Here is an 18,533-nt window from a genome sequence, read left to right on the forward strand (position 1 = left end):
AAGTAACTTTCATACTCTACTCTCTACCGGTCTTAATCGGCGCTTTCTGAACGTCCCCTCCTCCTGATTTGGGGAGGTTTCGCTTGTTCGGATAATCTTCTATCTTTCCTCTTCATTATGGTTAGAAGGATCCAATTTTACCGATAAACATGCCTTGTGAAGCAACAACAAAACAGGTCATTGTCATTCTCGGGCCAACGGCTTCCGGTAAATCGGCCCTGGCCCTTTCCGTGGCAAGGAAAATCGGTGCGGAGATCATTTCGGCTGATTCACGCCAGATCTATCGTGAACTCGATATAGGATCCGCAAAGCCTTCCCGGGATGCACTCCGGGAGGTAAAACACCATTTTGTTGACGAAAAGAGTATCGGAGAACCCTTCACTGCCGGTGATTTTGCGGCTGAAGCTGTTCAGCGTATAGAGGATATTCACAAGCGAGGCAAAGAGGTGGTTGTTGCCGGTGGTTCGACGCTCTATCTGGAAGGGTTGCTTGAAGGGTTTGCAGACCTCCCTGCTGCTGACCCTGAAATAAGAACGCGGCTCCTTGAGGAGATGCAGAGAGAGGGCAAAGCGGCTCTTTTTGAACGGTTACGCCAGCTTGACCCGGAACAGGCCGGAACTCTTGACGCAACCAAGAGCCAGCGGCTCATACGCAGCCTTGAGATAATTGAAATCACAGGCAGGCCTGTTACAGCATTACAGGCAGAGAAAAACAAGCGTCAACCCTCAATCAGCTATACTTCCGTAGCCCTTTCGATGCCACGGGAACAGCTCTATGAGCGAATAAACCGTCGAACTGATGAGATGATTGAAGCAGGCCTTTGCAATGAGGCTGAAATGCTCTATCATAGATATCATGAATTGCTTGAGTGCGGCAGAACATCTGCACTGCAATCGGTGGGATATCAGGAACTTTTTCAATACTTTCAGGGAAAGATTGCATTGCCGGCCGCAATCACTCTGATAAAGCAGCACAGTCGTAATTATGCAAAACGGCAGTTGACTTTTTTTAAAAATAGGCTTAACGTTAACTGGATAACTGCTCCAGAGAGTAATGATGAGCTTGAGGTTCTTGCCAACCGGCTGTCAGGAACACGATAACCAGAAAAAGTATGCCGGTTATTATCACCAACCCCTGTTCGGCGGGTTTATCACAGAGACAACGCATGCCTTTTTGACTTTGTAGATCGCCACTTCCAGCGGTGTACAAGTAAGGCCAACCGGTAGTATCGTTATGAAACACTCAATTTCAACCCGCAAAGAGCTTACTATCCTGAAAATTGAGGAAGATGTATTCGATTTTCGTCATGGCAGTGCATTCAAAGAGATCATTGACAGCCTTGTTATTCATGAGAACAGCAAAAATCTTATCATTGATTTCTCTCTTGTGAAAGCCATTGATTCATGCGGCATAAGCTCAATGCTGCGTGCCCATCAACTGGCCAATCAATCACACGGTCTGGCTATTTTCGTCTCTCTGTGTCAGCAGATCAAAGATCTCCTCAAGCTGACAAATCTCGATAAACAGCTCTATATCTTTTCTTCAATCAATGAGGTAATGACCCTCATTGAACCTGCCATGAAGGGCAAGCGTGGCCCAAGGGGGAAAGCAGCAACTCCGGCCTATGAAGCAGTCGATGAGCTGTGTGAAGAGCTTGATCTTATTGCTGAGCATGACCTGCATGATGATACGCTCGATGTTGCGCTTGTCGATCCTGACGAGATTACGGGTCAGGCTGAGCTTTCGGATCCTCCCGCTGTTAAGGAACCAGGAATAAAAAAGAGAGGCCGCCCTAAAAAATCCTGAGAAATACCGCTATATTACACAGTAGCCCAGAGAACGACTACCACACTTCACTCTAAAAGGAGAGGTTGGCACCATGGGCAGTAATTTTTTCAAACACCGTCTTTCAGATCTTCTTTCTTCGGCAGGCATTACCGTAAACGGCAGTGCCCCATGGGATATTACGGTTCATGACGACCGCTTTTATCGGTGTGTCCTCTCGGGATCACATCTTGGCGCCGGTGAGTCCTATATGGATGGCTGGTGGGACGCTCCCGCTTTTGATGAGTTTTTTTACCGCACCCTCAAGGCCTGGCACTCGAATATTGAAGATAACCGGGCAGCTCTTTCACTTACGTATGATGAGCGCTTCCATCGCATGTGGCGATACTATCTGCTCAGTGCCGCAGGCTCCTTCAGGGCACGCCATGTGCAGTTATGGCAACTGCTCTATTCAAAAAACGGAATTGAAGAGGAGTTTCGGGTTCCGAGATAGCTTCCGGATGATGCTAAACTGTCGAAGCGTATGGTTGACACCTTCTTCAAAAGAGAGCTTGAACGGCTGTTCGGCTCTGCCGATATCCTCATCGGGGGTAACCGGCCATGGGATGTTCAGATACATAACGCGAGTGTCTACCGTCGGGTCATCACCGAAGGCAGCCTGGGGCTTGGCGAGTCCTATATGGATGGAGAGTGGGAGTGCGATGACCTCGAAGCATTTTTTTTCAGGCTGCTCTCTTCGAGAGTGGATGAAAAGGTGGTTACCATGGCGGACAAGATCAATAAATACTTAGGCAAAATCCGCAATCTACAGTGCCCGATGAGGGCCTTTACGGTCGGAGAGACCCATTACAATACTGGTAACGACCTGTTCAAGGCCATGCTCGATACCCGGATGATTTACAGTTGCGGTTACTGGAAAGAGACCAACAGCCTTGACGAGGCCCAAAAAAACAAACTCCGCCTTGTGTTCGACAAGTTGCAACTGCAGCCCGGCATGAAACTGCTTGATATTGGATGCGGTTGGGGTGGTGCTGCACGCTATGCAGCGGAGCACTACGATGTATCAGTAACGGCACTGACGGTTTCAAGCGAACAGGCCCAATTCGCCAGGGAACAGTGTGCCGGAATGCCGGTCAACATAGAGCTGATGGACTATCGTGATCTTCATGGTTCTTTTGACCGGGTATACTCTATCGGCATGTTTGAGCATGTGGGGTATAAGAACTATCGCCACTATTTCGAAATCGTCAACCGGTGCCTGAAACGGGACGGGTTGACCCTGCTGCACACTATCGGAAGCAATCAGCCATGCACCAATGGTGATCCATGGAGCTGCAAATATATATTTCCGAACTCCATGCTCCCTTCTGCAAGCCAGATCTCGGAAAGCTATGAAGGGCTTTTCATGCTCGAAGACTGGCATGTTTTTACCCATGATTACGTGCTGACGCTCAAGGCATGGTATGAAAAGTTTGAACAGTCATGGCCTGAACTGCAATCAGGATACAGTGAACGGTTTCACCGCATGTGGCGCTACTACCTTCTGAGTTTTGCCGGGGCCTTCCGGGCACGATCCATTCAGCTCTGGCAGGTACTGCTCTCCAAACAGGGACTTCAGGGACGGACAGCCATTCCGAGATAGATCAGCGATAAAGATATGATGGTGCGGGGGTGCTCCGGTTGAACTGTTCGATCTCCCGAAAGCTCTCCTCCATGATTTTTTCAAGCGGCATCTGCCTGGTGATCATCTCCCTGAAACGGGGCGTACCGGCAAGCAGGTCAAAAAATCTGCCATCCTTGACAACCCTTCCGGGATAGAGTCGCTCAAGCTCAAGCAGAAGAGCTGCGGCGGTTCTGAATGGACGAAAGCCTTTCCTGTCGGTAAGGGAGAGTTTCAACCCATGGCAAAGCTCTCCCTGATACTTGTTGGAGCGGGGAGTAAACGTGACCGTTTGAATACTGACCCCCGCCAGCCGGTATGCGTTGAGAGCCAGAGCCAGCTCACTGCTGTTGATAAAGGGGGCTCCAAACTGCATAAACGGCGCATCGGTTCCGCGTCCTTCGCTTATTGTTGTTGCTTCAAGAAAGACTGTTGCAGGATAGAGCAGTGCCGTGTTGACGTTTCGGATATTTGGTGAAGGCGTTACAAATCGGAATCCCGCATACTCATCACCAAACCGATCCCGGCTGTACCTCTGCATCGTGATCACCCGCAGGTCAAGTTTTTTATACCGCTGCTCCTTCAGCAAAAGGGCAATCTCTCCGACCGTCATGGCGTGAACAAAGGGAATATTGACGGCACCGACAAAGGAGTCATACCCTTTTTCCACCATAAATCCCTCCTGATGCAGAGGAATAACCGGATTGGGGCGATCAAGTACCATGAACGCGATACCGGCCTCCTCACACGCCTCCATGGCACTCTTCATGGTTGAGATATAGGTATAACAGCGCGAGCCGACATCCTGAAGATCAAAAACAAGAATATCCACCTCCTTCAACTGTGACGGATCAGGTTTTTTGGTGGCACCGTAAAGCGAATAGACCAGAAGTGCATTGGCTGCAACGGTATTTGCTATCGTCCGGCCTGCTTCGACGTCGGCTGCAAAGCCGTGCTCAGGGGCCATAAGAAACTTCAGGTTGACGCCATTGCGGAGCATGAGCAGGTAGTCGGCCTCCCCGTTGCGGTTCACACCTGCCGCATTGGTAACAAGACCAACCATCATACCTGACAGCTCCCTGAAACCCGATGCTTCAAGCCGGTCAATGCCGCAGCGCAGGCTCTCTTCTGCACAAAGTGAAAACGGCAAAAAAAGGGAGAGGAGCGAAAACGTACAGAGCGAGATGAGCCGCAGAACCATTTTTGCGCAAGAGCTGCAAGCCGCAGGATGAAGAGTCTCTTCAGTCATAACAACATAAGCTCGTCACGGAGAGTCCCGTGCGGTTGTGAGGAAATGAGCAGGTATCAACATCAAGGTAACCGGATTTTCCGACTATACCCAATGCTCAACCGGGCGGTTAAGGAGGCGCTCCGGACTCCGGAAGAGTGAAAATAAAAAAGCCGCCATGTTGCTGGCGGCTTTCTTTACTGGTGGTGGGGACAGGACTTGAACCTGCAACCTTCGGGTTATGAGCCCGACGAGCTACCAATTGCTCCACCCCACGATGTTGTGCTCACAATGTAAGCAAATAAACTTCAGTTGCAAACATTTATTGTATTTGCCGGCCATTTATTTCCTCTCCGGCAGGTTCCACAACGAAAAGCTTTCCGTCCGGGCCTTCAACAGCCAGAATCATCCCTTCGGAGTGTTCATCACGGATGGTACGATCAGCAAGATTGGCAACAAGAACAACATTTTTGCCCACCATCTCTTCGGGAGAGTAATTTTTTGCTATACCAGCAAGCACCTGTTTTGTCACTGAACCCACCTGGAGCTGAAGTTTCAGCAGCTTCCCTGCTTTTTTAACTTTTTCGGCCGAGATAACACGGGCAACCCGCAAATCAACCTTGAGAAAATCATCAAATGAGATGACCGGCTTGAACTCCATCTTCTGCTGCTGAGCACCGGACTCGCGTTTTTCTGCTTCGGCCACCAGCAGCTCTATTTTCCGCAGTTCAGGAGCAATATCGGAATCCTCTATTTTCGTAAAGAGAATTTCAGAATCTCCACGGAGCCGGTGTCCTTTTTCAAGCATGGGGCGGAGCAGTGATTCACTGAGGGAGTGGCCATGGGTCAACAGGTCGTCAATGGTACCGGAAAAGCCGAGCATGGCATAGATACGGTTGCTGGTTCCGGGGATAACCGGGTAGAGCGCAACAGCAAGCGCATGACAGAGATTGAGTGAAAGGGCCATGGTTTTTGCCGCTTCCTCACGGTCACTCTTGATAACCTTCCATGGTTCCGCCTCGGTGAGAAAACGGTTTGCCGCCCTTGCCATCTCCATTCCAAGAGAGAGAGCATCTCTGAAATGAAACTGTTCAAATGCCAGATCGAGCTGGCTCAGAAGCTCCTGCCAGTCTATGCCGAGTCTGTTCCACTCGTCGAAGGTGCAGGCATAAGGCACCTCGCTATCAAAACGGGCATTGGTAAAGTCAATGGATCGTTTGATGAAGTTACCGAGGGTATCGGCAAGTTCACCGTTGGTACGGTTCTGGAAGTCCAGCCAGCTGAAATCGGTATCCTTGTTTTCAGGATAGTTCATGGCAATGCTGTAACGGAGTGTATCGGCCGGGAACTTCTCAAGAAACTCCCGGAGATAGACCGCATAGTTCCTTGATTTCGAGAACTTTCTTCCCTCGAAATTCATGAATTCCGAAGCCGGAACATTGTCAGCAAGATTGTAGCATCCCTCCTTGCGCCCTTCATTCCAGGCCATCAGAATTGCCGGAAACATCAGGGTATGGAAGACAACATTGTCCTTGCCGATAAAATGAACGAGACGGCTTTCAGGGTCCTGCCAGTACTCTTTCCAGCGGTCAGGACTCCCCTGCTCCTGTGCCCACTCCCTGGTAAAAGAGATATAGCCGAGTACGGCATCAAACCAGACATAGAGCACCTTACCCTCGGCTTCAGCGCTGTCGAGAGGCACCTTGATTCCCCAGTTCAGGTCGCGGGTTATGGCTCGGTCATTGAGTCCCTGCTTCAGCCAGGTACGGCTGTAATTGACAACATTTGAGCGCCACTCATCCTGGCTGTTCACATAGTCTTCAAGCTGCGGCTGAAACCTGCCGAGCGGGAAATACCAGTGCATGGTATCGCGAAGTTCGGGCGTTTCATCTGAAAGCTTGCTCTTCGGATTGATCAGTTCAAGGGGGCTCAAATGCGTGCCGCACTGCTCACACTGGTCACCGTTGGCTTCCGGATTATTACAGATCGGACAGGTTCCGGTAACGTACCGGTCAGAAAGGAAGCGATCGGCTTTCCTGTCAAAAAAAAGCTTTTCGGTCTTCTTGTTGAAAATGCCTTTGCGCTCTATCTCGGTGAAAAACTCCTGTGCGGTTGCATGATGAGTGGCTGATGAGGTTCTTCCGTAATAGTCAAAGGAGATAGCGCACTTGCGGAATGCATCAAGGTTCATCCGGTGATAGCGGTCAACAACATCCTGAGGAGAGATGCCTTCCCTTTCGGCCGTAATGGTTATCGGTACGCCATGTTCATCAGAGCCGCCTATATGGAGAATATCCTCACCCTTCAGCCTTTTGTACCGGACATAGATATCCGCAGGAAGATAAACCCCTGCAAGATGACCGAGATGAACCGGCCCATTGGCATAGGGAAGTGCCGTTGTGACAAGTGTTCTTTTGAAATGAGACATGCTTACAGATAGAGAGCGTTATGAATGGGAGCGTTGGTATCCTGCTGCATCACCCCTGTTTTTTGATGAACAGAGCATTGAACTTTTCAATCGGGTATTTGCGCTTCTGATCACTTTTTTCATAATGCAGCCATACCAGTTTTTTCTGCGCGTCAATGCTCTCAACAACTGCGGCGCCTTCGGGAGTTGCGACCCTGCTGCCCACTGCAGGCAGCTGCGACTGGGATGAGGAGTGGTGCTGACACCCTTTTTCATGTTTGGAGTAACCCAGACAGCATTTAGGACGGTTGCACAGCCCGGTTATATTGAAAGCATGGCTCTCGTTGCCGGACGCTTCGGAATATTGTGATTTTTCGGCAAACGGATTTGCGTGAATTTTCTGTAGCCAGCTTGAGCAGCACAACAGACAGCCGCAGGGACCAAATGCATTTGCCCTGCGGGCCTCCTCACGGGTTGTAATCTGCACCATCTGAATTCTCGCCTTGAACTCGCCGGCAAGATCCCGTACAAGAGTCCGGAAATCAACCCGGTGCGAAGAGGTGTAATAAACAGAAAGTTTCTGCTGATCCATTCGCAGCTCCACATCGACCAGCTTCAGATCAAGTTCATGTTTTTTGATCTTGTTCACACAGATATCGCGGATCTCGGCCTGTCTGGTTTTAAGATCCAGAATTGCCTGGCTGTCACTCTCATCGGCAGAGCGCACAACAACCGAGAACTCCTGCCCGCTTTTATCCAGCCCTTTCAATCGAAGTTTCTTTCGGGCAATCTGACCTGTTGAATAGACAACTCCGAAATCATAACCTCCATCAGATTCAACTATAACCTGCTGCCCAACACTGAAGGCACTTCCGGTGTTATTGGAAAAAAACTCACGTCGGCAGCCCTGGAGCTCAACTTCACAGATATCAGGATAAATCTCCTCCGGAGCATCACCGTAAAGGGCCTCCACCTCACTGTGCAGCAATTGAGAAAGTCTCAGACGTACTCTGGCATTATCACCCAAAAGACAACTGCAAATAACATTACTCATAACAGATTGTTTTGAGATGCAGGAAAGCGTTTCACTGCGCATTAAACAATATTACAATAACAACTTAAATGTCTTGCGGACGGATATATAAGGTGCTTTGGTTTTAATCCCTGCAGCAAGGCAGTCAATCACTGCGCTTCACTTGCCATGCACTTGACTCATGCTGCCTCCAAGGTATGCAAATTTACACTATTTTTGGAACCCTGCACCGCTTTAGATGCGCCGACAGGAACAAAAAAAGCGCCAGCCTATGCTCTATCCAGATGCAGCACTCTCCTGAACTTTTCAACCCTCCGATTTATTGAGGAGCCCCCTTTGAGCAGGATCTTTGCGTCATCAAGATTGCGATCGGAAATTCTCGACGTAAGCTCGTCAAGATGGCTCTCGGTTATACTCTGCATGGATGCGGTAAGCTCATCCGGACCGCTATAGTTTTCAGCCGTCACAAGAAGCGGCGCCCTGAAAGAGAGAAAGAGTTCCGGTTTCTGCTCTTCGAGATAATCAATCCTGCTGACAACAGAGAGCAGGTAAATGCGGCCTGTTTTTTCAACTACCCTTGAGAGTATTGAGGCTGTACCCTTGAAAAAGAAGAGTGGTCGTTTGTCAATATGCTCAATCTTTCCCTGGGGAAAAATCCAGAGCGCGTTCTGGCGGTCAGAGTCGGCACTCAGCAGCTCGGCCGCATAACGAAGCGTAGCAGGAAGTGTTCTCGGGCGTGAACGGTCAAGGGAAAAAGCGCCAATACGGGTAAAAAACCGATGCTTGTGCAACTGCTGATACTCAATAATGATATGAAGGTTCTGATGAAAATACTCTTCGGTGCAGAGCTGTGACCAGAAGCCATCCCACCAGTAGGCATGATTGGCATAAAAAATAACCGGAGTGCCGGAATCCATATCCGGCACTCCGGACGGCATAAAGACGCGGACCGAATTAAAATACCGTCTGAACTGGCGGCGGGAGTACCACCCGAACCACAGGGTATAGATCCTGCTGCGACGGACTTTCAGCATATACCGACTATTTGAATGCTCTCCGGATACGATTGACCGCTTCTTCAAGCGAGGCAATAGAGGCCGCATAGGAGAGGCGAAGATTGTTGGGTGCCCCGAAGGCATCACCGGGAACCGTTGCCACAAAATGCTCCTTGAGCAGGTATTCGGCAACATCTGCCGAATCTTGCATCACAACACCGTTGAAGGTCTGGCCAAGCACACCGCTGATATCCGGGAAAATATAAAAGGCACCCTGTGGAAGAGCCGTCCTGAATCCGGGAATACTGTTGAGGGCTGCGTACATATAGTCCCGCCTTTTTTCAAATTCAAGACGTCGTTCCTCAACAATACGCTGATCACCGATAAGTGCAGCCACAGCCGCTTTCTGTGCAATCGCGTTGGGGTTTGAGGTGGTCTGCGACTGAATCTTGTCACAGGCATCAATCAGCCATTTCGGCCCTGCAAGATAACCGATTCTCCAGCCGGTCATGGCGTAGGTTTTGGAAACCCCGTTACTGACAATTACCCAATCCTTCATGGCTGGAATCCTTGCCGGAGAGAAGGGGCGGATACCGCCATAGACGATCATGTCATACATCTCGTCTGAAAGGACGAAAATCTCCCGGCCTTCAAGCACCTGCATGAGTGCCCGTACCTCGGCTTCATTATAGACCGCCCCCGTTGGATTGGAGGGTGAGTTCAGCACGACTATCTTTGTTTTCGGGGTAATGGCTTTTTCAAGCTGTAGAGGAGTAATCTTGTATTCACTCTCAATCGTGGTATGAACAATGACCGGCGTGCCTCCGGCAAGACGAACCATTTCAGGGAAACTGACCCAGAACGGAGCAGGAACAATCACCTCATCCCCCTCTTCGCAGAGCGCGAGAAAGGTGTTTGCAAGGGTCTGCTTTCCTCCGTTACTGACGATGATCTGGTTCTCCTGAAACTCAAGCCCGTTATCACGGCGGAACTTCTCGATAATGGCTTTTTTCAGCTCCGAAATACCGGAGTTGGCGGTATAACGGGTAAAGCCGGACTTGATTGCGTCAATTCCTGCCTGATTGACATGATCAGGTGTCGGAAAATCAGGTTCACCGGCTGAAAGGCTTACGACATCCTTCCCCTCTGCTTTCATTTTACCGGCAAGATTGCTGATTCTCATTGTCTGCGACTCCTGCATGCTGAGAACTCTGCGGGTCAGATATTTTTCTTCAGGATGAGATGATGTGGACATATCGAATGTTTTGTTATGATTTTTTTTCGTTTCGTTCTTCGCGTTTTAAATTGAGCATCTCCATGACACAGGGATGAACAAATTTACTGACATCACCACCCAGCATGGAAACCTCCCTGATAATCGATGAGGCAACGTAGGTATACTTGACATTCGGCATAAGAAAAACCGTTGTCACTTCAGGATAGAGATGGCGGTTCAGAAGCGACATCTGAAACTCATACTCAAAATCCTTGACCTGCCGCACGCCCCGTATAATTGCTTTCGCTCCGAGTTGCCGTGCATAATCGGCAAGAAGTCCCTGACGGAGCACTTCAACCCTGACTCCGGCATAATCACCGACAACTTCATTGATCATTGCCTGCCGCTCTTCAATTGTAAAGAGTGACTGTTTCTGGGTATTCTCGGCAATAACCACGATTACCTCTTCAAAAATATTCAGAGCACGTTCGAGTACATCAAGATGACCGTTGGTGAACGGATCAAATGTTCCGGGATAAATGGCATTTGTTTGCATCGCATCACTCCGTTCGGGTCTGAAAAAAAGTAACTCTTGTCATGCCGTAATCCTTTTGAAAAGAGTAGTATGGAGAGTGTTTGAACTCAAGATGCGCACGGTGTTCAATAAGCAGGATTCCCTCATCAGCAAGCAGGGTGCCGCCGGCAATCTTTTCAATCAATTGCCCGTAATCCGGCCAGGAGTAGGGTGGATCACAAAAAACCAGGTCAAATGGTTTTGAGGGCCGGGAAAGAAATGCTGAAACATCTGCATTGACTATCTTCACCCGCTCTTCAACCCCCAGCTGAAGTGCCGTTGTTTTAATGGCTTTGAGCGCATCGACTTGCTGATCGACAAAACATACTGATGCTGCCCCCCGGCTCAGTGCCTCGAAACCAAGGGAGCCGAATCCGGCAAAGAGATCAAGTACGGTTATGTTATCAAAATCGAGCCTTGCAGCAAGCGTGTCGAAGAGCGATTTCTTGACACGGCTGCTGCAGGGACGAATAGCATTGGTTGATGAACTCCTGATTTTCCTCCCTTTGTATGTTCCTGCAAGTATCTGCACGAAATACTATGGACTAAAAATCACCATAAACAGTCTCGCCAAGGATGGCAAGTGCTTTGACTGCATCATCCTTTGAGGGAGGTTTCCCGTGCCAGTTGGAGTTATCGGGCATCGTCCCCTCAAAGAAATGAACCCCTTTTCCCATTACCGTTGTTGCAAGCACAACGGAAGGTCTGCTCCGTTTCCCCCCTGCTCTCAGGTTCTCGATGGTGGTAACAAAATCCTCGATATCGTTACCGTTGCAGTGACAAACATCCCAGCCAAACGCCCGCCACTTGTCGGCAAACGGCTCAACACTCATAACATCGGTAACTTCACCGTCAATCTGCAGATTGTTGTAGTCAACTATACCGATCAGATTACCAAGACCGTAATGAGCGGCACTCATGGCTGCCTCCCAGATCTGTCCCTCCTGACACTCTCCGTCACCCATCAGACAGAAAACATCGCTCTTCTTGCCATCCATGCGAAGACCGAGAGCTGCACCGACGGCCGCAGAAAGTCCCTGACCAAGAGAGCCGGATGCGATTCTGATACCCGGAAGCTTCGATTCGGACGTTGGATGGCCCTGAAGGTAGGAGTTGACCTGACGCAGTGAATTCAGCTCACTGAGCGAGAAATAGCCTGCACGGGCAAGTACACTGTACCAGACCGGTGCGATGTGACCATTTGAAAGAAAAACCATATCAAGATCATGCTTCTCCCAAAACTCATGCGGTTTATGCAGGAGAAGGCGAAAGTAGAGGGCCGTAAAAATATCGGCCATTCCGAGTGAACCGCCGGTATGGCCGGAATTGGCCATAGCGAGCATCCGGACAATATCCCGACGGACCTGTCGGGCCATCTCTTTGAGATCGTCAATCGAATCAAGATCGAGAAGCGCGCCTTTTTTTTCGGCTGGATACAGTTTTAAGTCTTTTGCCATGGTAATTCAACAAAATTCTTGGGAATTAATGAACTATAAATTTGAACGTTGCGGGTTCTGTTAAATAAGAAAAAAAACTCATTCATGCTGCCGCTTTCTTTCCCTGATAAACTTCCAGACGGAAAAAATAATGAGCAGTACAAAAAAGATCGTAACGGGAATACTGTAGAGGGCAACATAACCACCGATATTTTTCCAGTTACTTCCGAGAAAGTATCCGCCATAGAGCAGCAGCACATTCCAGAGCAGAGCACTTACAGCGGCCGCAAGCAGTACGAAGAGTGTTTTGAGATGCATCAGACCGGCCATGACCGAGATAACCGCTCTGGATCCAAACAGAAAACGGTTCAGAAGAACGGCAAGGTAACCATGGGTTGCAAATTTCCGGCGAAGCAGCTCCATGTCCGAAGGGGGGAAAAAACGGTGAACACGTTGTGAGAACCAGTGCTGTGCAGGAGTATCTCCACCGGAGTACAACTTCAATCCAAAATGTTTACTCAAAAGGAAAACCACCATAAATCCGGATACTGAACCCATCGAAGCCCAGAGTACAGTACCTGCAAAGGTAAGGCTGCTGCTGTAGATCAGGTACCCGATAAATGCAACTGGCACATCACCGGGTATCGGAGGGATTACGTTTTCGAGAAAAGCAATCAGAAAAAGAAACAGATAGACCGAAACAGGGTCAGCATGCTGCAGATAACTGATTGCAGATTCAAGCATATTTTATTTCCGGTCTTCACATCTGTTGGTTTCAGTCAAGATCAAGAACACGTCTCTGCACTTCGCTGTAGGCATCCTCAACGCCGCCAAGATCAAAACGGAAGCGGTCCTTGTCGAGCTTTTCGTTGGTGTCAAGATCCCAGAGACGGCAGGTGTCGGGGCTTATCTCATCACCAAGCAGAATAGTGCCCTTGTTGCGGCCGAACTCAAGTTTGAAATCAACCAGCTTGAGTTTTCTGTCGGCAAAGAAGCGTCTGAGTACCAGATTGATTGCTTCCGCACGGTTCTTCAGTACCGCAATCTCCTCATAGGTGGCAACACCGAGAGCGACGGCATGAGCGTCATTCATGAGCGGATCATCGAGATCATCATTTTTCAGATAGAGCTCCACAATGGGTTGTTCAAGCAGTGTCCCTTCAGCAAAACCATACCGTTTTACCAGCGAACCTGCCGCGATGTTGCGAACGACGACCTCAACCTTGATGATATCGAGATAGCGGCAGAGCATCTCACGCTCGGAGAGCTTTTCGACAAGATGGGTACGAATGCCGTTCTCTTCAAGCAGGGTAAACAGTTTGCAGGAGATCGCATTATTGACAACACCCTTGTCGGCTATGCTCCCTTTTTTCTTGTTGTTGAACGCGGTAGCATCGTCCTTGAACTCCTGGATTACCAGGTCGCTGTCATCCGTTAAAAAGACCTTTTTTGCCTTGCCTTCATAAAGCTGTGTCGTCTTGTTCATCATTCCACTTTTAAATATTGATTGACTTTGGCCGGCAACAGCCGTTACTCTCTTTAAAAATAAGCTCCTGCGCTCACTCGCCCTGCTGATCGGAAGCCGCCTGCTGCACGGCACCGGTCAGGACTATGGTTATCTGATCATCGGTGAGACCCTTCTCTTTCAGAAAATTCATAAATCTGAAGACGCCAAGATCTGAAAGCATGGCTTTCGGCTGGTCCTGTGCAGAGAGCCCCCTTGTACCGCTGTACTCCTTGGAGGTCTTGATCCAGTCTTCGATGAACTGTTCTGATTTGCCGTTTTCCAGAAAATATCCGGTAACGATCGTTTCAACCTCCTCTGTCGCCGGGTCCGGGTGGGCCTGGAACAAAAGCTGCATCTCTTCGGAAATTCTCGTCAACACAATAACCGCTTCCCTGTTAAGGGTCTCCTCGAGGATATCTTTTGCCTGTTCCTTGACATCGCTCTTCTGGGTCATAGGGCCTTCCGGATCATTGGATAATAAAATATTGACATCTGAAAATTCCCGATTAAGTTACATAATGATTATGGTAAAGAAAAAAAATTAGACAGAAAGGGGTTATGCGCCGACTGCTCTGCTGTTTTTTTCTTGTTTCTGTGGCCCTGTCGTGGTCTCCCTGTCACGCTGCCGGTGCTCCATCAGGCAGAAAAGAGATCGTGCTGTTGTGGTGGAACATTGAAAACCTTTTTGATACACACGACGACCCGGTGACCGATGACGACGAGTTCACCCCCCAGGGAAGCAAGAACTGGACGGCAAAAAAACTCTTGCTCAAGGAGATGCGTATCCGCCACACCCTCATGGCGGTCGATGCCCATCCTGACTACGGGAAATTTCCTGACATCGTGGCATTTGCCGAAGTTGAAAACCGGCAGGTTTTTCAACAGACACTCTCCGGACTTCCGGGCATCACCTATAAAACGGTCTATTACGACTCTCCGGACCCGAGAGGTATCGATATCGGGCTTGCCTATAACCCGAAGGGTGTCACCTTGAAAGCATCCCGGGCCTATAGTGTCACCCTTGATGAAAAACCGACGCGAAAGATCATTATTGCCGAATTTTCAGATTCCGGAGACTCATTTTACCTGATTCTGAATCACTGGCCATCAAGAGCATTCGATATCGGGTGGAGTGAACCGAAACGTCTTGCTGCGGCAAAGGTCACCCGGCATATTCTTGACAGCCTCCGCTCATCCAATCCTACAGCCGATATCATTACCATGGGCGATTTTAACGATGAACCCGCCAATCGCTCACTTTCAGAGGGACTTGGTTCATCATTTGATGCAGCACAAGTGCGTCGCAACAGCAAAACACTGCTCTACAACTGCTGGAGTGGCTATCAGGGAATCGGCAGCTACTACTATCATCGAAAATGGGAGCGTATCGACCAGATTCTTCTCTCTGCCGGCATGCTTGACAAGGAGGGTTTTTCTGTTTCCGGTGATCCATTCCGATGCTTTACATTCTCCCGGATGCTTCTCTACCCTGACAATAAGCCCTGGCCTACCTATGAAAAAAGGGAGTACCGCGGGGGCTACTCCGACCATTTGCCGCTGCTGCTGAAAATTCATTGAAAGAGCTCTCCTCTCCATCTGCACTTTTGCATGCAACACTCTGTTGATCGGAGGGTTGTGCGTCCATTTCCGGATACCATCGCTGCATTTTAAGCATCTTTTAAGCACCCGCTTACCCTTCTTTAAGGTTGATACCGGTATGTTTGAACTGTATTGAAAGCGCTCTCTTCGGTTGTTGTCATTACCCCTTGGGAGAAAAACAAATGCAAAACAGAAGGAATACCATGAAATGCCCGGCATGCAATACCATCAATCTTCTGATCTCTGAACGTCAGGGAATCGAACTTGATTATTGCCCGGAATGCCGCGGTGTATGGCTCGACAGGGGCGAGCTGGACAAGATTATTGAGCGCTCAGCAACTGAATTACGCCCGGTACGTCAGGAGCATCATAAGGAGGAATCACGTCACAGTTATCATGAAGAGGATCTCGACTACTACACGGACCCGAAAACCGGCAGAAGAAAACGAAAAGAGGGCTCTCTTGGCTTTCTTGGAGAGTTGTTTGACTAAAGCTGTAATACCCTGCAATCGTCACAGAATCTTTATCAACCACAAAATCAAACTATCAGATGAAAAATAATTTCCTCTCTCTTTTGTGTTTACTGGTGCCGTTGATGCTGATCTCCTTATCGGGTTGCAACAATATGACATCTGAAATGAATAATTTTTCTATGGGTTCCGAATCGGGAAGCAACGATATTATAAAGGGTGGGGTGATAGGGCTCAGACGCGCTCTTGCCGTTGACACCACTTCAGCCAATGTATTCATCGGGAGCGCTATCATTAAAATCGATTCCGGCGACTGCGAAGGGGCCATATCCGACCTTACCAGGGCAATAAAACTCAACCCGGAATCCGTAGTGGCTTACTCGGGAAGAGCAACCGCAAGATTTGCCGAAGAGGATCTGAAGGGGGCTTTGGCTGATCTTGTCATGGCCGAAAAACTTAAGCTGACGGAATCCCTCGGATTGAGAGTGCTCTGAGAGCAAGGAGAGCCGACCACCACCATGCCGGAGCATGCCGTTTAATTCAAGGGCTCTGTCCGGCGGGCCTTATCATGAAGTCAGAGCCAGTTTCTGCTTTTAAAGAACATCACTCCGGAAGTTGAGAGCAGAAAAGAGAAGAGCAGAATAAACCAGAACCCTAAGGGTGAATTTTCAAAGGTATTGGGCACATTCATCCCGTACAGGCTTGCGATAAGGGTCGGGATCATCAGAATGATCGATATCGACGTAAGCCGCTTCATCACCACATTCAGATTATTGGAAATTACCGAGGCATAGGCATCCATCATACCGCTGAGAATATCACTGTAGATGTTCGTAATCTCCTGTGCCTGTTTCAGCTCGACCTCGACATCCTCTATCAGATCAAGATCATAAGCATCTCTTTTTGATTTGATATTCTTTATGCGGTGAAGCAGAATATCATTGCCCTTGAGAGAGGTCAAAAAATAGACAAGACATTTCTCGATCTGGAGCAGTCTCTGAAGATCCTCGTTTTTAATGGACTTGTCGAGCTTGCTTTCAGCATTTTTGATCTGCTGGTTAATCTGTTTCAGATACTTGAGAAACCAGATACTTGAAGAGAGGAGGAGCTTGAGAAGCAGATCAAAATTGTTTTCGACCGTGATATTTTTGCGTTTCGTATGCTCGATAAAGTCCTGTATCAGTTCGGTTTCAAAAAAACAGACCGAAAGGATAATATCCTCATTGAAAATAACACCGAGCGGGATGGTCGTGAACGGAAGATCATCGTCATTGGTTTTATAGGGAATTCTCAACAGAATAAAGTACCATCCATCCTCAACTTCAATACGCGGCCTCTCATCGATATCCTCAATATCGTTATAAAACGACAAGGGGACTTTAAGCTCATTGATTACATAATCCCGGTCATCATCACTGGGACATTCAATGTTAATCCAGCAGTTCTTCTGCCACGTTTCAATGGGCTCCAGTCCGTTTCCGTTTTTAAGAAATACCCGCATGATGATGACCTGTTAAGTAATGATATAAACTCAGTCCTTCCTTTAATCGCGGAACCATGTAATAGCGGCAGCCATCAGAAGGTCGCGTCACGCTGCCCGATGCTTCTGATTACTTGATATATTGTTAACCGTCCACTCAACCTTCTCCCGGAAGGGCGCTTTTCGAGCGGAACAACCCTCTTTCCGGCAAATTTCACAGGAGTAGTCAAGGCATCCATCGGTATGCACAAAGATCTCGATAGATTCGCCGAACTCTGTGCTGACCAGTTGATTGAGGCGGTCAATTTCCTCATGAGCCTCATGAACATTGAGATACCACGGAACAGTCAGATGGCAGTCGAGATGCAGGGTACTGCCATACTTGATAATCCGCAAGTTATGAAGATCTACCCAGTTTTCCCCCCTGTTTATCTGTAATATTTGAACCATTTTTTCCAGTAACGCTTCATCCGCCTCATCCATAATTCCCCGGAGCGAGTCGCGGATGATTTTGTATCCGGTAAAGACAATCAGGAGCGCGAAGAGAAGGGCAACCGCGCTGTCGAGCCAGGCGATTTTGGTAAAAAAGAGGAGAATCAGTCCGACAATGATGCCGATCGTTGAATAGGTATCAGACTGGAGGTGTTTACCGCTTGCAACAAGCGCCAGGGAGTTGTTTTTAAGCCCCTTTTTTACCGCAACCGCACCGACAAGGTAGTTGATTACCGCTGTTGCTGATATCAGGTAGATGCCAAAATCAAGCTGGCCTATCTGGCGTGGATTTCCAAGACCTTTTACTGCCTCATAAATAATGAGTAACCCTGCGGCTGAAATCAGTGTTCCTTCAATCGCCGCCGAGATAAACTCGACTTTGCCGTGACCGTAGGGATGACTTGTATCTTTTGGTTTGGCAGATACATAGAGGCTGTATAATCCGATGAATGCACTGGTAACATTGACCGTGCTTTCAAGTGCATCGGTAAGAATGGCTACAGAGTTGGTCAGATACCATGCTGCCATTTTAATCAAAAACAGCAGAACACCGGTAACTGCCACGATTTTCTGAAAGTTGAAGTTCTGTTTTGCAGTGCTCATTATGGTGCAGAGAATCTTTGAACGAAAAAAAAAGCAACGCAACCGCTT

General features: G+C 48.7%; 20 protein-coding genes and 1 tRNA gene. 7 read left to right on the forward strand and 14 right to left on the reverse strand.

Annotated elements, in window-relative coordinates:
- Positions 1 to 149: 149 nt before the first annotated feature.
- The 4 genes from miaA (at position 150) to cfa (ending at position 3,427) form a co-directional block, all read left to right on the forward strand.
- Positions 150 to 1,100, forward strand: a complete 951-nt coding sequence (gene miaA, locus BOO20_RS05835; RefSeq protein ID WP_076791313.1) for a tRNA (adenosine(37)-N6)-dimethylallyltransferase MiaA — start codon at positions 150 to 152, stop codon at positions 1,098 to 1,100.
- Positions 1,101 to 1,233: 133 nt separating this feature from the next.
- Positions 1,234 to 1,806: an STAS domain-containing protein gene (locus BOO20_RS05840; RefSeq protein ID WP_076791315.1), complete on the forward strand. Its 573-nt coding sequence runs from the start codon at positions 1,234 to 1,236 to the stop codon at positions 1,804 to 1,806.
- Between the two features lie 73 nt (positions 1,807 to 1,879).
- Positions 1,880 to 2,278, forward strand: coding sequence for a class I SAM-dependent methyltransferase (locus BOO20_RS05845; protein ID WP_076791317.1), 399 nt, complete (start codon positions 1,880 to 1,882; stop codon positions 2,276 to 2,278).
- Positions 2,279 to 2,308: 30 nt separating this feature from the next.
- Complete coding sequence (gene cfa, locus BOO20_RS05850) at positions 2,309 to 3,427, forward strand: cyclopropane fatty acyl phospholipid synthase (protein WP_076791318.1); 1,119 nt, start codon at positions 2,309 to 2,311, stop codon at positions 3,425 to 3,427.
- A gap of 1 nt (position 3,428) precedes the next feature.
- Here the strand turns inward: cfa and BOO20_RS05855 are convergent, their stop codons facing one another.
- The 12 genes from BOO20_RS05855 to BOO20_RS05910 form a co-directional block, all read right to left on the reverse strand.
- Entirely contained in the window at positions 3,429 to 4,694 is a 1,266-nt protein-coding gene (locus BOO20_RS05855; RefSeq protein ID WP_076791320.1) for an exo-beta-N-acetylmuramidase NamZ domain-containing protein, read from the reverse strand.
- Positions 4,695 to 4,874: 180 nt separating this feature from the next.
- Positions 4,875 to 4,950, reverse strand: a tRNA-Met gene (locus BOO20_RS05860).
- Positions 4,951 to 4,995: 45 nt separating this feature from the next.
- Entirely contained in the window at positions 4,996 to 7,101 is a 2,106-nt protein-coding gene (gene metG / locus BOO20_RS05865; protein ID WP_076791321.1) for a methionine--tRNA ligase, read from the reverse strand.
- 49 nt (positions 7,102 to 7,150) lie between these two features.
- Positions 7,151 to 8,134 (reverse strand): regulatory iron-sulfur-containing complex subunit RicT, encoded by a 984-nt coding sequence (locus tag BOO20_RS05870; protein ID WP_076791351.1) that lies wholly within the window; start codon positions 8,132 to 8,134, stop codon positions 7,151 to 7,153.
- 248 nt (positions 8,135 to 8,382) lie between these two features.
- A complete protein-coding gene (locus tag BOO20_RS05875; RefSeq protein ID WP_076791323.1) occupies positions 8,383 to 9,147 on the reverse strand; it encodes a lysophospholipid acyltransferase family protein in 765 nt (254 codons plus the stop codon).
- 7 nt (positions 9,148 to 9,154) lie between these two features.
- On the reverse strand, positions 9,155 to 10,363 hold the full coding sequence (locus BOO20_RS05880; protein WP_076791324.1) for a pyridoxal phosphate-dependent aminotransferase: 1,209 nt from the start codon (positions 10,361 to 10,363) through the stop codon (positions 9,155 to 9,157).
- Between the two features lie 13 nt (positions 10,364 to 10,376).
- On the reverse strand, positions 10,377 to 10,880 hold the full coding sequence (coaD, locus tag BOO20_RS05885) for a pantetheine-phosphate adenylyltransferase (protein ID WP_076791326.1): 504 nt from the start codon (positions 10,878 to 10,880) through the stop codon (positions 10,377 to 10,379).
- A gap of 4 nt (positions 10,881 to 10,884) precedes the next feature.
- Positions 10,885 to 11,430, reverse strand: a complete 546-nt coding sequence (rsmD, locus tag BOO20_RS05890) for a 16S rRNA (guanine(966)-N(2))-methyltransferase RsmD (protein WP_076791327.1) — start codon at positions 11,428 to 11,430, stop codon at positions 10,885 to 10,887.
- 13 nt (positions 11,431 to 11,443) lie between these two features.
- Complete coding sequence (locus tag BOO20_RS05895; protein ID WP_076791329.1) at positions 11,444 to 12,355, reverse strand: transketolase; 912 nt, start codon at positions 12,353 to 12,355, stop codon at positions 11,444 to 11,446.
- Between the two features lie 78 nt (positions 12,356 to 12,433).
- Positions 12,434 to 13,078, reverse strand: coding sequence for a DedA family protein (locus BOO20_RS05900; protein ID WP_076791331.1), 645 nt, complete (start codon positions 13,076 to 13,078; stop codon positions 12,434 to 12,436).
- A 31-nt stretch (positions 13,079 to 13,109) separates the two neighbouring features.
- Positions 13,110 to 13,820 (reverse strand): phosphoribosylaminoimidazolesuccinocarboxamide synthase, encoded by a 711-nt coding sequence (gene purC / locus BOO20_RS05905; protein ID WP_040433602.1) that lies wholly within the window; start codon positions 13,818 to 13,820, stop codon positions 13,110 to 13,112.
- A 73-nt stretch (positions 13,821 to 13,893) separates the two neighbouring features.
- Complete coding sequence (locus BOO20_RS05910; protein WP_076791332.1) at positions 13,894 to 14,295, reverse strand: hypothetical protein; 402 nt, start codon at positions 14,293 to 14,295, stop codon at positions 13,894 to 13,896.
- Positions 14,296 to 14,399: 104 nt separating this feature from the next.
- Here BOO20_RS05910 and BOO20_RS05915 point away from each other — a divergent pair, with 104 nt between their 5' ends.
- From BOO20_RS05915 to BOO20_RS05925, 3 genes are all read left to right on the forward strand, one after another.
- Entirely contained in the window at positions 14,400 to 15,419 is a 1,020-nt protein-coding gene (locus BOO20_RS05915; protein WP_076791333.1) for an endonuclease/exonuclease/phosphatase family protein, read from the forward strand.
- Between the two features lie 224 nt (positions 15,420 to 15,643).
- Positions 15,644 to 15,931, forward strand: a complete 288-nt coding sequence (locus tag BOO20_RS05920) for a zf-TFIIB domain-containing protein (protein WP_076791335.1) — start codon at positions 15,644 to 15,646, stop codon at positions 15,929 to 15,931.
- A 146-nt stretch (positions 15,932 to 16,077) separates the two neighbouring features.
- Positions 16,078 to 16,404, forward strand: coding sequence for a hypothetical protein (locus tag BOO20_RS05925; protein ID WP_144277126.1), 327 nt, complete (start codon positions 16,078 to 16,080; stop codon positions 16,402 to 16,404).
- Positions 16,405 to 16,484: 80 nt separating this feature from the next.
- On the opposite strand, the gene BOO20_RS05930 is transcribed toward BOO20_RS05925, so the two are convergent.
- Together BOO20_RS05930 and BOO20_RS05935 are read right to left on the reverse strand one after the other, a co-directional pair.
- Positions 16,485 to 17,411: a magnesium transporter CorA family protein gene (locus BOO20_RS05930; RefSeq protein ID WP_076791336.1), complete on the reverse strand. Its 927-nt coding sequence runs from the start codon at positions 17,409 to 17,411 to the stop codon at positions 16,485 to 16,487.
- A gap of 87 nt (positions 17,412 to 17,498) precedes the next feature.
- A complete protein-coding gene (locus BOO20_RS05935) occupies positions 17,499 to 18,485 on the reverse strand; it encodes a cation diffusion facilitator family transporter (protein WP_076791338.1) in 987 nt (328 codons plus the stop codon).
- Positions 18,486 to 18,533 lie beyond the last annotated feature (48 nt).

Origin of the sequence: Chlorobium sp. KB01 (assembly GCF_001975465.1) — a bacterium.
GTDB lineage: Bacteria > Bacteroidota > Chlorobiia > Chlorobiales > Chlorobiaceae > Chlorobium.

Excerpts from the sequence above, each read along its gene's own strand:
- miaA (WP_076791313.1), top strand. The coding sequence starts at position 150 with ATGCCTTGTGAAGCAACAACAAAACAGGTCATTGTCATTCTCGGGCCA.
- BOO20_RS05840 (WP_076791315.1), top strand. The coding sequence starts at position 1,234 with ATGAAACACTCAATTTCAACCCGCAAAGAGCTTACTATCCTGAAAATT.
- BOO20_RS05845 (WP_076791317.1), top strand. The coding sequence starts at position 1,880 with ATGGGCAGTAATTTTTTCAAACACCGTCTTTCAGATCTTCTTTCTTCG.
- cfa (WP_076791318.1), top strand. The coding sequence starts at position 2,309 with ATGGTTGACACCTTCTTCAAAAGAGAGCTTGAACGGCTGTTCGGCTCT.
- BOO20_RS05855 (WP_076791320.1), bottom strand. The coding sequence starts at position 4,694 with ATGACTGAAGAGACTCTTCATCCTGCGGCTTGCAGCTCTTGCGCAAAA.
- metG (WP_076791321.1), bottom strand. The coding sequence starts at position 7,101 with ATGTCTCATTTCAAAAGAACACTTGTCACAACGGCACTTCCCTATGCC.
- BOO20_RS05870 (WP_076791351.1), bottom strand. The coding sequence starts at position 8,134 with ATGAGTAATGTTATTTGCAGTTGTCTTTTGGGTGATAATGCCAGAGTA.
- BOO20_RS05875 (WP_076791323.1), bottom strand. The coding sequence starts at position 9,147 with ATGCTGAAAGTCCGTCGCAGCAGGATCTATACCCTGTGGTTCGGGTGG.
- BOO20_RS05880 (WP_076791324.1), bottom strand. The coding sequence starts at position 10,363 with ATGTCCACATCATCTCATCCTGAAGAAAAATATCTGACCCGCAGAGTT.
- coaD (WP_076791326.1), bottom strand. The coding sequence starts at position 10,880 with ATGCAAACAAATGCCATTTATCCCGGAACATTTGATCCGTTCACCAAC.
- BOO20_RS05895 (WP_076791329.1), bottom strand. The coding sequence starts at position 12,355 with ATGGCAAAAGACTTAAAACTGTATCCAGCCGAAAAAAAAGGCGCGCTT.
- BOO20_RS05900 (WP_076791331.1), bottom strand. The coding sequence starts at position 13,078 with ATGCTTGAATCTGCAATCAGTTATCTGCAGCATGCTGACCCTGTTTCG.
- purC (WP_040433602.1), bottom strand. The coding sequence starts at position 13,820 with ATGAACAAGACGACACAGCTTTATGAAGGCAAGGCAAAAAAGGTCTTT.
- BOO20_RS05910 (WP_076791332.1), bottom strand. The coding sequence starts at position 14,295 with ATGACCCAGAAGAGCGATGTCAAGGAACAGGCAAAAGATATCCTCGAG.
- BOO20_RS05915 (WP_076791333.1), top strand. The coding sequence starts at position 14,400 with ATGCGCCGACTGCTCTGCTGTTTTTTTCTTGTTTCTGTGGCCCTGTCG.
- BOO20_RS05920 (WP_076791335.1), top strand. The coding sequence starts at position 15,644 with ATGAAATGCCCGGCATGCAATACCATCAATCTTCTGATCTCTGAACGT.
- BOO20_RS05925 (WP_144277126.1), top strand. The coding sequence starts at position 16,078 with ATGAATAATTTTTCTATGGGTTCCGAATCGGGAAGCAACGATATTATA.
- BOO20_RS05930 (WP_076791336.1), bottom strand. The coding sequence starts at position 17,411 with ATGCGGGTATTTCTTAAAAACGGAAACGGACTGGAGCCCATTGAAACG.
- BOO20_RS05935 (WP_076791338.1), bottom strand. The coding sequence starts at position 18,485 with ATGAGCACTGCAAAACAGAACTTCAACTTTCAGAAAATCGTGGCAGTT.